This window comes from Lentzea alba (assembly GCF_047445655.1).
GTDB classification, from domain to species: Bacteria; Actinomycetota; Actinomycetes; order Mycobacteriales; family Pseudonocardiaceae; genus Lentzea; species Lentzea alba_A.
On sequence record NZ_JAJAEG010000017.1, the window covers coordinates 104,841 to 117,752 of the forward strand.

General features: G+C 69.2%; 12 protein-coding genes and 1 tRNA gene. 5 read left to right on the forward strand and 8 right to left on the reverse strand.

Translation table 11 applies throughout. The annotated features are described in order from the left end of the window. The first annotated feature begins 7 nt into the window (after positions 1-7). Positions 8-202 (forward strand): DUF397 domain-containing protein, encoded by a 195-nt coding sequence (locus LFM09_RS27490; protein WP_414099448.1) that lies wholly within the window; start codon positions 8-10, stop codon positions 200-202. On the opposite strand, the gene LFM09_RS27495 is transcribed toward LFM09_RS27490, so the two are convergent. After that, the gene (locus tag LFM09_RS27495; protein WP_414099449.1) at positions 148-2,256 is read right to left on the reverse strand and encodes a DPP IV N-terminal domain-containing protein; all 2,109 of its coding nucleotides are present in this window, start codon (positions 2,254-2,256) and stop codon (positions 148-150) included. The genes LFM09_RS27490 and LFM09_RS27495 overlap by 55 nt on opposite strands. A gap of 25 nt (positions 2,257-2,281) precedes the next feature. Further along, positions 2,282-2,887 carry a DUF4097 family beta strand repeat-containing protein gene (locus LFM09_RS27500; protein ID WP_414099450.1) on the reverse strand — a complete coding sequence of 202 codons (606 nt, stop codon included), beginning with the start codon at positions 2,885-2,887 and terminating at the stop codon, positions 2,282-2,284. Between the two features lie 186 nt (positions 2,888-3,073). Here LFM09_RS27500 and LFM09_RS27505 point away from each other — a divergent pair, with 186 nt between their 5' ends. Then, positions 3,074-3,778, forward strand: coding sequence for a helix-turn-helix domain-containing protein (locus tag LFM09_RS27505; RefSeq protein WP_414099451.1), 705 nt, complete (start codon positions 3,074-3,076; stop codon positions 3,776-3,778). On the opposite strand, the gene LFM09_RS27510 is transcribed toward LFM09_RS27505, so the two are convergent. From LFM09_RS27510 to LFM09_RS27530, 5 genes are read right to left on the reverse strand one after another with little or no spacing between them, the layout of a single operon-like run. Then, positions 3,775-4,959 carry a thiolase family protein gene (locus tag LFM09_RS27510; RefSeq protein ID WP_414099452.1) on the reverse strand — a complete coding sequence of 395 codons (1,185 nt, stop codon included), beginning with the start codon at positions 4,957-4,959 and terminating at the stop codon, positions 3,775-3,777. The genes LFM09_RS27505 and LFM09_RS27510 overlap by 4 nt on opposite strands. Positions 4,960-4,976: 17 nt before the next feature. Next, entirely contained in the window at positions 4,977-6,698 is a 1,722-nt protein-coding gene (locus LFM09_RS27515) for a hypothetical protein (protein WP_414099453.1), read from the reverse strand. A gap of 10 nt (positions 6,699-6,708) precedes the next feature. After that, entirely contained in the window at positions 6,709-8,268 is a 1,560-nt protein-coding gene (locus tag LFM09_RS27520) for a hypothetical protein (RefSeq protein ID WP_414099454.1), read from the reverse strand. A 9-nt stretch (positions 8,269-8,277) separates the two neighbouring features. Next, complete coding sequence (locus tag LFM09_RS27525; RefSeq protein ID WP_414099455.1) at positions 8,278-9,216, reverse strand: prephenate dehydrogenase; 939 nt, start codon at positions 9,214-9,216, stop codon at positions 8,278-8,280. Between the two features lie 33 nt (positions 9,217-9,249). After that, the gene (locus LFM09_RS27530) at positions 9,250-10,455 is read right to left on the reverse strand and encodes a M20 metallopeptidase family protein (RefSeq protein WP_414099456.1); all 1,206 of its coding nucleotides are present in this window, start codon (positions 10,453-10,455) and stop codon (positions 9,250-9,252) included. A gap of 60 nt (positions 10,456-10,515) precedes the next feature. On the opposite strand from LFM09_RS27530, the gene LFM09_RS27535 reads away from it, so the two are divergent. The 3 genes from LFM09_RS27535 (at position 10,516) to LFM09_RS27545 (ending at position 11,568) form a co-directional block, all read left to right on the forward strand. Further along, on the forward strand, positions 10,516-11,004 hold the full coding sequence (locus LFM09_RS27535) for a tRNA adenosine deaminase-associated protein (protein WP_414099457.1): 489 nt from the start codon (positions 10,516-10,518) through the stop codon (positions 11,002-11,004). Positions 11,005-11,018: 14 nt separating this feature from the next. Continuing rightward, the gene (locus LFM09_RS27540; protein WP_414099568.1) at positions 11,019-11,450 is read left to right on the forward strand and encodes a nucleoside deaminase; all 432 of its coding nucleotides are present in this window, start codon (positions 11,019-11,021) and stop codon (positions 11,448-11,450) included. A 33-nt stretch (positions 11,451-11,483) separates the two neighbouring features. Further along, a tRNA-Ser gene (locus LFM09_RS27545) sits at positions 11,484-11,568 on the forward strand. Positions 11,569-11,646: 78 nt separating this feature from the next. Here LFM09_RS27545 and LFM09_RS27550 read toward each other — a convergent pair. Continuing rightward, positions 11,647-12,912 (reverse strand): tyrosine-type recombinase/integrase, encoded by a 1,266-nt coding sequence (locus LFM09_RS27550; RefSeq protein ID WP_414099458.1) that lies wholly within the window; start codon positions 12,910-12,912, stop codon positions 11,647-11,649.

Sequence of the window (12,912 nt, forward strand, 5' to 3'; positions counted from 1 at the left end):
CGTGCGCATGACGGCCTGGCGCAAGAGCAGCTACAGCGGCACTGCGAGCGACTGCGTCGAGGTCGGTCGTGGCATCGGCATCCGGGACAGCAAGAAGCCGACCACGCACCTGCCCCTCTCGGACAAGGCGTGGTCGGCGTTCCTGACTTACATCATCTCGCCCAGCACCTCCGGGTCGATGACGATCGGCGCGGGCCGGTAAGCCGGCGGTTCCACGCCCATCAGCGAGCGCACCAGGAAGTCCCAGCAGCGCGTTCGCACGTAGGCCAGCTTGTCGATGAACAAGTGCTCGGCCCCCGGCACGATCAACATCTCGAAGTCCTTGCCGGCGGCGACCAACGCGTCGGCCAGCCGCAGCGTGTGGTGCGGGTGCGCGGTGTCGTCCAGCTCTCCGTGCACCAGCAGCAGCTTGCCCTCCAACCGGTCCGCGATCTCGACGTTGGAAGCACGCTCCCACGCGGCAGGGTTGTCCGCGCCGTCGCACGACTCCGCCCAGCCCAGCCCGATGCACCGGGCGTCGTGCGAGCCCGACAGCGCGACGCCTGCGTGGTACGTCTCGGGGAAGGCCAGCATCGCCCGCCCCGCCGCGAACCCACCGCCGGAGTGGCCCATGACGCCCACCCGCGAGAGGTCCATCCACGGCCGGGTTGCCGCCAGCTGCTCCAACGCTGCCGCGTGGTCTTCCAAGCTGCCCGCGTCGGCCAACCTGCCGTACGAGACGTCGAGGAAAGCCTTGCTGCGGCCCGGAGTGCCGCGTCCGTCCAGAGCCACTACCACGAAACCGAGTGCTGCCAGCGGTTCTGCGTCCAGGCCCATGCCGCCGGGGTCGAAGCACGGGTCGACCCTGGTGACCTGCGGGCCGGGGTAGACGCTGTCCACCACCGGATAGCGGGCAGCCGGGTCGAAGCCGCGCGGCTTGTAGAGCACGCCGTAGATGTCGGTGGAACCGTCAGCCGCCTTGACGCAGAAGCGTTCCGGCGCGGTCCAACCGGTGTCGAGCAACCGGGAGATGTCCGCGCGTTCCAACGAGACAAGCACGCGGCCGGACCAGTCGCGCACGGTCGTCACCGGCGGGGTGTCCACAGTGGACGCCGAGTCGACGAAGCACTTCCCGGAAGGTGCCACGGTGACGATGTGGTCCAGCAGGTCGTCGGTGACGATCGTGAAACCGGTGCCGTCCAAGCCGACTGAGCAGACCGTGCGGCGGTACGGGTCCTCCGCCACCAACCCGGAAGCGGTGAAGTAGACGACACCCTCGTCGACGTGCAGGATCTCGCGCACCAGCCACTGCCCGGACGTGACCTGGCCGAGCAACGCGCCACTACCCAGGTCGTAGCGGTAGAGGTGGCCCCAGCCGTCGCGCTGCGAGAACCACAGCACCTCGTCGGCCAGCACCCGCACGACCGGCATGCCGTACATGAACTGGTTGGGGCCGACCCGGTTCGTGCCGGTCTCGGTCAGCACGACCGTGACCTCGCCGGTGGAAGCATCCATCCGGTTCAACGAAAGGGTGTGCTGGTCGCGGGACCTGCGCAGGAAGTACACCGCCGAGCTGTCCTCGGCCCACCACGCCCAGCCGAGCATGATCGGTGAGAACTCGGGCATGAGCAGCGGTTCGCACTGGGCGCGGACCATCTTGCCCTCGGCCACGTCGAACACGACCAGTTCGGCCAACGGCATGTCCGCGTCGCCGGGGTAGGCGTAGCGCTGGGTGTGCAGCACCGGGGCGCCGCCGTCGGTCGGCCTCGACTCCACGAGGTGGGTCTTCCGGGTGTTGCGCTGGTCGGTGCGGTGGGCCAGCACCTTCGTGGCGTCGGGGGCCCAGGCGAGTGCGGGCGGCATGTGCGGCAGGCCGAACTTGCGCATCAACGTGCCGTAGCTCCCGGAGTCCGGGCCGTAGCCGTACCCGTGGTCCTCGACACCGTCGGTGGTCAGGGCCCACGAGTTGTCGCCGGAGCGTGCCCACAGGTCCTGGCCGCGGCGCGAGACCGCGAACTTGCCGTCGGGGGACGACACCTCCAGCGGGTTGCCCGGAGCCGGGAGGAACGGCGTGGGGTCGAAGTCCGCCTCACGGGTGCCCGCCAAAGGATCGACGACGTAGAACTTCCGGTCGGCGCCATCGCGGACCTGGTACCAGAAGCGGGCACCACCGTCGATCCACTGTGGACGGACCTTGTCGCCGACCACGAGCTCGCCGGGGGCGGCCGAGCGGCGGAGGAGCTTTTCTGCGGCTTGGTAGTTCGCGGTGGTGCTCATGGATTTCTCCCCAGTTCTAAAAGGATCAGAGGCTGCGGGCGGTGATGTCGCCGTACGCGGTGGTGGCGCGGATCGCGACGTCGGGGGTGCCGTCGTTCTTGAGCGAGTTGTGGATCCGGCCGTAGGAGGTGCCGGCGTCCAGCGACGCGGAGAGCCCGGCGGCGACGCCGATCTCGATGTCGCCCTTCTGCGTGCTGATCTCGGCGGATCCGTTGAGGCGGCCGACGAACACGTCACCGGCCTGGGTCGTCAGCCGGACGGCGGCGGCTTCGTCGATCTTGATGTCGCTCTGCGCGGCTTCGAAGGCGATGTCGCCGAGGCGTCCGACGCCGCGGAACTCGGCGCTGGCCGCCTTCGCCTCGACGCGGGAACCGGCGGGCAGCTGGACGGTGATCTCGACGGACCCGGAGGAGCCGAGGATCTGGTGGCCCGCCTTGGCGGTGATGCGCAGGACGCCGTCGGCGTACTCGACCGAGGTCTCCTGGGCGGCCTTCACGTCGCGGCTCTTCGAGGCGTCCACGGGGCGGACCTCGACCGCGGTGTCGGCGCGGTCGGCGGCGATGAACTGAACCAGGCCCGCGGGGATGTCGAGGATGGCGGCGATCGGGGCGGTGGTGGCGAAGTTCTGCATCTCCGGCTCCTGTGGCTCGTTGTTTCTGATGAGCGAAAAGCTACGTTGCGTTCACGGGTGCAGCAACGAACTTCGTTGCATCAGAGTTGTGTATCTGCAGGTAAACAGCCAGAAAGTGTTGCAATGGGCTTGAAATCTAATGCAACGATCATGACGAGAGCGTTGCAATGAGATACGCTGAACGCTATGCCAGGAGGTCGACTCACCCAGCAGGAACGAAGGCAGATCGCGGTAGGCCTGGCCGACGGCCTCGCCTACGCGGAGATCGCCAGGGCCCTCGATCGGCCCACCTCGACCATCACGCGCGAGGTCATGCGCAATGGCGGCCCCGCCGGCTACAAGGCCGACCTAGCCCACCTCGCGACGGAACACCGGGCCCAGCGGCGCAAGGCGACACCCCGCGCACAACAGGTCGCGCGCACGGACGGACGCGACCCCGAGGCCATGCGCGAGTACGAGGAGGCGTTCGTCGCGATCCTGGAGCAGTCAGGGCTGCCGAAGATGACGTCCAGGATGCTGACCGTCCTCTACACCGCCGACACGGGCAGCGCGACGGCCGCGGAGCTCGTCGCGAGGCTCCAGGTCAGCCCGGCGACCGTGTCCAAGGCGATGGCGACCCTCGAAGGCCTCGGCCTGATCCGGAGGGAACGCGACGAGCGCCGCCGTGAGCGCTACATCGTCGACGACGACGTCTGGTACCAGTCGATGATCGCCGGCGCGCGGTCCAACGCGCAGTTCGCCGAAACCGCGAGGAGGGGCGTCAGCGTGCTCGGCGAAGGCACCCCGGCGGCCGTCCGCCTGGAGAACATCGCCCGCTTCATGGACTTCGTCAGCGAGAGCATCATCCGTGCCGCGGAACAGGCCCGCGACATCCTGTCGGCCAAGCCCTAGACGCGGACCGCCACGGCCACACCCTGGCCGACGCCAACACAAGCAGCCGCGATGCCGACGCCACCACCACGTGCGCGCAGGTGCCGGGCCACGTCGATGATCACGCGCGGCATCGACGCACCGAGAGGATGCCCGTACGCGATGGCGCCGCCGTGGACGTTGACCTTTTCGCGGTCGATCTCCGGCAGGTGGTGCAGCACCGACAACGCCATGGCGGCGAACGCCTCGTTGATCTCCCAGAGGTCGACCTGAGCAGCCTCAAGATGCAGGCGCTTCAACAACTTCCGGATCGCCGACACCGGCGCGATGGTGAACCGGTGCGGTTCCTCACCGGTCGTCGCGCTGCCCAGCACCTCGGCGAGCGGCTCGACGCCCAACTCTGAGGCCAGCGCTTCCGTGCCCAGCAACGCGGCCAAAGCGCCGTCGTTCAACGGCGACGCGTTGCCTGCGGTGACCGACCCGTGCTCGGAGAACGCCGGCTTCAGCTTGCCGAGCTTCTCGACGCTCGTGTCCGCGCGGACGTTCTCGTCGCGGCGCACCGCCGTTCCGTCCGGCAGCTGCACCGAGAACGCGAAGCCCTCGTGCACGCCCGCGTCCCAGGCCGCCGCCGCACGCCGGTGTGAGCGCAACGCGAAGGTGTCCATCTGCTCACGCGTGATCCCGAGTTCCGCGGCCACGTTCTCGGCGGCCAGCCCCAGAGGCACGGTGTAGTGCTTGGGCATCCGCGGGTTCACCAGCCGCCATCCCAGCGCCGTCGACACGGTCTCCATGCGGTCCGGGAAGGCTTTGTCGGGCCGTGCCGTCACGAACGGCGCGCGCGACATCCCCTCGACCCCGCCCGCGATGATCAGGTCCGCGTCACCCGCGGCCAGTGCCCGTGCGCCCTGGATGATCGACTCGCCGCCGGACGCGCAGAGGCGGTTCAGCGTCACGCCCGGCACCGTCACCGGCAGGCCTGCCAGCAACGCCGCCATGCGGGCCACGTTGCGGTTGTCCTCGCCCGCGCCGTTCGCGTCGCCCAGCAACACGTCGTCGATGCGCGCCAGGTCCAAGGACGGATAGCGGCGCAGCAGGTCGACGATGGGCAGCGCCGCGAGGTCGTCCACCCGGATGCTGGACAGACCTCCGCGGTACTTGCCGAACGGCGTGCGGGCGGCGTCGAGGATCAGTGCGCGGGCCATTACTCCATCTTGAAGCACTAAGGCTTCAGCAAGAAGGGAACGTAACCCGTTTCGGGGCGTACGTCTGGATCGGTGCTGAAGGCCCTGACCTCGATGGCGTGCGCACCTGCCGCGAGGGAGCCCGCATTGAGTGAAATCCGCCACCGGCCTGCGGCGCCCGGTCCGTCGGTGGTCGTCGGGACCGTGGCGACGTGGGTGCCGTCGAGCCGCACCTCGAACCCGGCGAGGCCCGCGACGGAGGCGTCCAGGGCGTTGATGCGGATTTCCAGCACGACGCGTCCGCGGTTGAGCGCGGCGCCGTTCTCGACGGGCTGGCCACCGGCGTCCAGTACCTCGGGCACGGGGTCGGCGAGCACCGGGTGGGCGTCGACGAGCGGCGTGCCGGACTGGCGTTGCGGGGTGCTCTTGGGGCCGGTCAGCTCGACGTCGGTGTGGGTGACCTGGACGCGTTCTTCAGTGGCGAGCTGGACGTTCAGGTTGTCGGTGAAGGCCTCTTTGGGCAGCTCGGCGACGGCCGGGTACTCGACGCCGGGCTTCCAGGGCGTTCCGGGGACGGCGGGACTCAGCGGCACCTCGACGCCGTTGATCCGCACGGCCGTGACGGGCTCGCTCTCTCGCGACGGGACCAGCGCGATGCGGAGCTGACCTGCGGTGACGTCCGGGATGGGGAGTGTGCTGCTCGACGGGCCGTCCACGCGGACCTGCGGGGTCGGCACGGCGGGCGGTGCGTCGGCCTTGGCGGTCCGGTAACCGACGAGGTCGAAACCGGCGCGGATCCGGTCGCCGGCCAGCGCCGCGACGCCGATCAGAGCCGTCGCCTCGCGCCACTCCGGCACGAACGGCGAGGTCGCGACGATGTCTCCGTCGCGTTCGACCTGGATGCCGTTCTTCGTCAGCACGACCTCCCAGCGGACCGTCACCCCCGGTAAGGCGGCTGGGATGGGCTTCACCGCGGTGCCGTCCGGGACGAGCTCGACGATCGAGTTGCCGGACGCGTCGGTCGAGACGGTCGCGCGGACGGTGTTGGGCAGTGCCGGGTCGCTCTGCACGCTGACCGGGCCGGGTACGAGGTCGAGCAGCAGTTTGCCGCCGGTGCCCGGGGCGTCCGTGTCGACCACGAGCCTGCTCTCGTCGTCGCTGCGGACGAACGGCGTGCGGGACCTCAACGTCACCGCGCGGGTGCCGCAGCTGCTGCTGATCACGAGCCGGTCGTGGTCGTCCTCGTCGCCGGAGGTGGCACGGGCGCAGTCGGTGCGCTTGGCGAGCCGCCAGCGTTGCAGGTCGGGCTCGTCGGCGGCGTCGAAGCGGTCGACGAACGTGTAGGGCGCGCTGTCCGCGCGCGGAGTCGCCTTCGTGGTGGCGGGCTGGGAGCGTTGCCCGAACGAGTCGACCGCGCGGATCTCGACCTGCTGCTCGCGGTCGTTGGCGAGGCCGTTGAGCTGCGTGCCGGGCCTGGTGACGAGCTTGGACCGCTCGCCCCAGCGCACCTCGTAGGCGGGGGCGTCGCCGGTCCAGTTCAGCTGGATCCTGTGGTGGCCGGCGCGGGCGATGACGTTCGACGGTGTGGTGGGTCGGCCGGTCGGGCTGGGCAGCAGCACCTGCTCCGCCTCGTACGGCTTGAGCTTCGTCGGTGGCGGGGGAGCCGGAGGCAGGGTCGTCTCGCTCCCGTCGGTGTCGCGCAGGACGATCACGCCCACCACCAACGCGAGGCCTGCGACAGCGAAGGCGACCCGCTTCATGCGGGTCACGCTAAGGCGTTTTACCCAGCTCGAACACGGTTTCGGTGGTAACAGGTTCACCCTGGTCCGCCGGAAGGACGCTCAGCTTGAGCCTCGCGGACGACCCGGGGGAGAGCTTCTTCGCGTCGAGCCAGAATTCGTGCCTGCCGGGGACCGCGGCGCCCTGCTCGTTGGTCGGCAGCGCGACGATCCGCTTGCCGTCGAGCTCGAGCTCGATCCCGCGGTGCCCGATGGCGTTGACCTCGGCCGTCACGAGGATGCGACCGGTGGGCGGCAGCTGTTGCGGGGGCTTGGTGCCGTCCTCGTGCATGACGTGCAGCCGCGGGGCGCCGGTCTTGATGCCGCCTGGGCGGTCCACGAGCCTCGGGAGGGCGCCGGGACGGCTTTCGGGCTTGCGGATGACCACGAGCTGTCCCGGATGCACCGAGGAGATCTTCCTGCTGGTCACGGGCACGTCGATGATCTTCACCTGGTTGCCGGGTTCGAGCGTGACGAGCTTCGCCGCCACTGCGTCCTGCGGCACCTCGGTGTTCGGGGTCAGCGGGATGACCTCGGTGGGCAGCACCCGTTCCGGCACGCCACCGACGCCGAACGAGTCCAGGAAGCCGCCGCCGTCGATCCGGATCCTCGGGTGCAGCACCGGTGTCTTGAGCACCACCGGCTCGGCGGCGACCACCACGCCGTCCCGGAGGGCGACCACCGCGTCGGGCAGCACCCGCATCTCCCACCGGTGCCGCACCCCGGCCACGAGCCCGGTCAGCGGTGAGTCGCCGAGCGGGACCTCCTTGGCGGTGCGGGGCAGGTCCGGGTCCGCGATGATCCGCGTGCCCTGGGTCGTGATGTCCAGGCTGACCGCGCCGCGGGGTTCGACGTCGGATTCCTTGAGGTACTGCCACGGGTCCGTCAGCAGCGTGAGCCGCACGTGGCTCGACTCGGCCGCGCCCGCGACGCTGATGATCGCCCGGCCGATCGCGCCGTCGTTCGCCGGAACTCCGAACCTGATCGGGGTGTTCGACTGGAACGCGGCCATCGGGCAGTCGACGTCGATGCGCTTGCTCGGCCCGAACGGCCTGAGCCCCAGGCAGTCCTTCTCCGCCTCGACGCGCCACTTGCGAGGGTCGAGCGCCTCGGGGCCGTCGAACCGGTCCGTCTGCCCGACGAGCTGGTCGTCCCACTTGTCGTTGTAGAGGTCCTTCGGGGTCGCGGCGATCTTGAGGGCCTCGGACCGCTTGCCGACCGCGTTGACCGCGCGGATCTCGACCTCGACCTGGGCTTCCGGGCTCAGGCCGGGCAGTTCGACCTCGGGTCCCGGCACGAGCTGCTCGTTGCCGTTCCACCGCACCTCGTACGCGGGCGCGGACCCGTTCCACGCGAGCTGCAGCGCGTCCACGTCGAGCGCCTGCGCCCGTGCGTTGGCCGGTTTCGCCGGCTCCTGCTGCTGCACGACCTCAACGTCTTCGTCGATCTCGCGCTTCAACGTGTCCGGCGCGTCGCTGACCCGGAGCGCCACGACGGCAGCGACGACGAGCGCCAGGCCACCGAGCCCACCGGCGAGCGTCCGTCGATCCACCCGGCGACCCTACGATGTTTCCGCTGCGGCGGTGCTGCCGTTCAGCCCAACCACGCGTCCACCGCGCGACCCAAGATTTCGGAGCGCCGCCAGCGCCCCGGGCTTGGTCAGATCGATGGTGATCTCGGTCCTCTGCGGCTGGTTGACCAGCGCGTTCCTGCCGTCGTGACCCGCCTCGATCGTCTTGGCGAGCCCACCTGTGGACGCCAGGGATCCTCTTGCCGCGCCGAGCCGTCCCAGTGCGTCGTCGACTGCCATCAGGAGCGCGTCCCGATTGCCCTCGCACATGGCCCTGACGAGTTCCGGCCGGCTGCCCGCGACCCTCGTGCCGTCGCCGAAGCTGCCCGCCGCGAGCGCCATCGCCAGCGGTCCGCCATCGGCACCGACCGCCGCCAGGATCGCCGCCATGACGTGGGGGAGGTGGCTGATCCGCGCAACCGCCTCGTCGTGCTCCTCGGGCGTGGTCGGCACGACGTGCGCACCCAGGTCCAGCGCGAGCTGCATGACGTCGTTGAGGTGGTCGTCGGCCTCTTCCGGCGTGACGACCCAGGCGGCGTTCTGGAAGAGGCTCTCGCTGCTCGCGTCCCAGCCGCTCCTGCTCGTGCCGGCCATGGGGTGCCCGCCGACGAACCGCACTTCGGGCGCGTACCGGTGCACGGCGTCGTGAACGGGCCCCTTGACGCTGGTCACGTCGGTGAGCCGGGTGCCCTTGGGGATCTTGCGGAGCAGATCCGGGAGCGCGGGCAGGGGCACAGCGAGCACGACGAGGGCCTCCGCGCTGCGGCTGAGGGCCTCGTCGACCGTGGTGACGTCGAAGCCCTCAGCGCGCGCCTTGTCCGCGTCTTCCTTGCTCGCGGTCGCACCCCACACCGTGCGCCCGGCAGCCTTGGCGGCCCGCAGCACGGAGCCGCCGATCAGTCCCAGTCCGATCACGCACACGTCTCGCACGCGCCCATCATTCCGTGCGACACGTGCCTGGACCTACCGCAGGGCGTCCAGAGCGAAGGCCGCGTACGTCGCCACCCCGTGCTCCATCGCCGCCTCGTCGAACAGCACCCGGTTCGAGTGGTTGGGTGCCGCCTCCGCCAGATCGATGCCACGCGGGCACGCGCCGAGGAACGCCAACGCGCCCGGCACCCGTTGCAGCACGTAGGAGAAGTCCTCCGCGCCCATCAACGGGTCCTGCATCGGCTCGCTCCACTTCGGCCCCATCGCCTGCGCCGCGAGGTCCACGACGTGCGCGCCCACGACCTCGTCGTTCACCGTCACCGGATACCCCGGCACGATGCTGACCTCGGCATGGCACCCGTACGCCGCGGCCGTGTGCTTGACGACCTGCTTGAGCTCCTTGTGGACCAGGGTCCGCGTGGCCTCCGACAACGTCCGGATCGTCCCGTCGAGCGTGGCGGTCTCCGGGATGATGTTCGTCGTCGTGCCCGCCTTGATCTGCGCGACCGTGACGACGGCGGGCTGGTGGACGCTGATCCGCCGCCCGAGCATCGTCTGGATCGCCCCGACCATCGCGGCCGCGGCCGGCACCGGGTCCAGGGCGTCGTGCGGCATCGCGCCGTGCCCGCCGCGGCCCTTCACGTGGATGTGGAACGTGTCGCCGGACGCCATGATCGGGCCCGGCCGGCACGTGACGACGCCGGAGCGCAGCGTCGAGGTGATGTGGAGCGCGAAGGCCTTCTCGACGCCGTCGTCCAGCAGGCCCTCCTCGATCATGTAGCGGGCGCCGTGGAAGCCCTCCTCGCCCGGCTGGAACATGAACACGACGCGGCCCCGGAGAGCGTCCCTGCGGTCCGCGAGCAGCCGGGCGGACGAGGCCAGCATCGCCACGTGCGTGTCGTGCCCGCAGGCGTGCATCGAGCCGTCCACTTCGGACGCGTAGGGCAGGCCCGTGTCCTCCTGGAGCGGCAGGCCGTCCATGTCGCCGCGCAACAGCACCGTGGGCCCGGGCCGTTCGCCTTCGAGCACCGCAACGACCGAGGTCGTCGACTCGCCCTTCGTGACCTTGACAGGCAGCCCCTCCAACGCGTGGAGGATCGCGGCCTGTGTCTTGGGCAGCTGGAGGCCCTGCTCAGGGTGCTTGTGGATCTGGCGTCGCAGCGCCACCGTGCGGGGCTGCAGCGAACGCGCCCCCTCGAGCAGTCCAGCGAGACGGGGGTCAGGCGTAGTTGTGCTCATCTACCGATGGTGCCACCACCTCGGCTACCGGGAAGGTCGTCTGGGCCCTACGGTGTGCACATGACACAGCAGGAGCCGGTCAACGGCTTCGCGGTCGCGGTCGTCCGAGAGGACGGCCGCTGGCGGTGCAGCAGGATGGACAGCTCCGCGCTGTCGGAGCTGGACGCGGCGATCACACAGCTGCGCCAACTGAGGTCGACCGGTGCCGTTTTCGGCCTGCTAGCGGTCGACGACGAGTTCTTCATCGTCCTGCGCCCCGTGCCGGGCGGCGTCGCGCTGCTGTTGTCCGACGCGGCCGCCGCCCTCGACTACGACATCGCGGCGGACGTCCTCGACCTGTTGCGCGTCGAACCGCCGGACGAGGAAGACACCGAGCTCTGGCCCGAGGGTGATCTCGGGATCCTGGCCGACCTCGGCATGCCCTCGCACGAGCTCCAGATCATCGTCGACGAGGTCGACCTCTACCCGGACGAGCAGCTCCAGATGATCGCCCAGCGCATCGGCTTCATCGACGAGTTCACGAAGCTGCTCGACACGATCCAGGCGTGATCTCCCCAGAAGCCATGATCCGGGCCGCACTCGTCGCGGCCGCGGACTCGGGCGCGGACGTCCCGATCGGCGCCGTGGTGTTCTCTCCTTCGGGTGAGGTGCTCGCTGCGGCCTGCAACGCCCGCGAGGCCCTCGGCGACCCGACCGCGCACGCCGAGATCTTGGCTCTGCGTCAGGCGGCCTCGAAGTTCGGTGACGGCTGGCGGCTCGACGGCTGCACGCTCGCGGTGACGCTGGAACCCTGCACGATGTGCGCCGGCGCGTTGGTGCTCGCGCGTGTTTCTCGTCTCGTTTTCGGCGCCTGGGAGCCCAAAACCGGGGCTGTGGGGTCGCTTTGGGACGTCGTGCGGGACCGCCGGCTCAACCACCGGCCGGAGGTGCAGGGCGGAGTGCTGGAACAGGAGTGCGCTGACCTGCTCGAACGCTTCTTCCGGACCCAGCGTTAACCCCGGTGGATCCCGTCTTGTATTGTTCTTAGCGGTGGCGTGTCCGAGCGGCCGAAGGAGCACGCCTCGAAAGCGTGTGAGGTGAAAGCCTCCGTGGGTTCAAATCCCACCGCCACCGCAGGTCAGAGCCCCGATCACCAGTACCGGTGATCGGGGCTCTGACGTTTCGTCTCAGTTGTCGTCTCAGTTGTGGCCGCTAGGCCGGAATCGGCACCCCTGCCGCGCCGTCCTCGTCGTCGGTCTCGTCCACCGTTTCGGCAGGCTCCCAGAGCAGCCCACCGACGCGCTGAGCGACGTCACGCCGGATTGAGGCGGTGATGTGCTGGTACTTGGCAGCCATCGCCGTGTTGGACCAGCCCATGATCCCCATCACGGTCCGCTCGGCCACACCGAGCAGCAGCATCACCGTTGCCGCCGTGTGGCGGGCGTCGTGAAGCCGCCCGTCCGGCACCTTGGCGGCCTTCAACAGGTTCTTCCACTCGGTGTAGTCCGTGCGCGGATTCAGCGGGCCACCGGTCGGCGTGGTGAAGACGTAGCCGCTATCCGTCCAGAGTTGCGCTGCCTGCCGACGTTCCTTGTCCTGAGTGGCCTTGTGCTTCTTCAGCAGCGCTACCAACTCGTCAGGCAGGCCAATACCTCGCGTGCCCGCTTTCGACTTCGTACCGGCCGTTTCCTGCCGCAATGCCACCCTCTGAGGGCAATGCCCACCGAGCTTTCGCCCGCAGGGCTCCTCACATCCGTGCTTCCACCGAGGACGCAAGCGGCTACGACGAACGGTCAGCGTGCCGAGTTCGAGATCCACGTCAGCCCATCGCAGGCCCAACGCTTCACCCTGCCGCAAGCCAAGCGCGAGTGCGATTGCCCACCGGACGCTGTTCCGCCGCTTCAGTGCGGTTTCCATCAGCCTCTTGACCTCGTCCACCGAGTACGGCTCAACCTCGAAGTCTTCGACCTTCGGAGCGCGAGCGATCAAGGCTGGGTTCTCGGTGATGTACTTGCGTCGCACGGCGATGTTCAACGCTGCTCGAATCGTGCGGTGAACCTGATGTGCACGTGATGACTTCGCGCCGTCCCGGATCATCTTTCGATAAAGCTTCTCCAGGTGTTCCGGTTCGAGTTTGTCAAGCCGATGCTTTCCGATACCGGGAACGAGGTGTACGCGTGTGGCGACCTCGTAAGCGCTGAACGCGTTCTCAGTGATTGCAGGCGGAGCAACGATGTTCTCCAGCCAGTGACTCAGCCACTTCTCAACCGTCCACGCCTTACCGGTCTTGCGCACCTTGCCCGCGTCGCGCTCCTGTTCGAGTTTCGCGACCTTCCTCGCAACTTCGGGCCGCGTCTTGGCCTGCACGTGGCGTCGATCGGGGCTGCCATCGTCCTTAGTGCCGACAGTCACGCGCCCGTGCCAGTAGCCGTCAGAACCTTCGTAGATTGTCGATTCGCCGTTCGACTTGCGTCCCAC

What these genes read in the sequence shown, in the direction of transcription:
- LFM09_RS27530 (WP_414099456.1), bottom strand. Translation starts at nt 10,455, where the DNA reads ATGAGCACAACTACGCCTGACCCCCGTCTCGCTGGACTGCTCGAGGGG.
- LFM09_RS27500 (WP_414099450.1), bottom strand. Translation starts at nt 2,887, where the DNA reads ATGCAGAACTTCGCCACCACCGCCCCGATCGCCGCCATCCTCGACATC.
- LFM09_RS27505 (WP_414099451.1), top strand. Translation starts at nt 3,074, where the DNA reads ATGCCAGGAGGTCGACTCACCCAGCAGGAACGAAGGCAGATCGCGGTA.
- LFM09_RS27510 (WP_414099452.1), bottom strand. Translation starts at nt 4,959, where the DNA reads ATGGCCCGCGCACTGATCCTCGACGCCGCCCGCACGCCGTTCGGCAAG.
- LFM09_RS27535 (WP_414099457.1), top strand. Translation starts at nt 10,516, where the DNA reads ATGACACAGCAGGAGCCGGTCAACGGCTTCGCGGTCGCGGTCGTCCGA.
- LFM09_RS27515 (WP_414099453.1), bottom strand. Translation starts at nt 6,698, where the DNA reads ATGAAGCGGGTCGCCTTCGCTGTCGCAGGCCTCGCGTTGGTGGTGGGC.
- LFM09_RS27495 (WP_414099449.1), bottom strand. Translation starts at nt 2,256, where the DNA reads ATGAGCACCACCGCGAACTACCAAGCCGCAGAAAAGCTCCTCCGCCGC.
- LFM09_RS27540 (WP_414099568.1), top strand. Translation starts at nt 11,019, where the DNA reads ATGATCCGGGCCGCACTCGTCGCGGCCGCGGACTCGGGCGCGGACGTC.
- LFM09_RS27490 (WP_414099448.1), top strand. Translation starts at nt 8, where the DNA reads ATGACGGCCTGGCGCAAGAGCAGCTACAGCGGCACTGCGAGCGACTGC.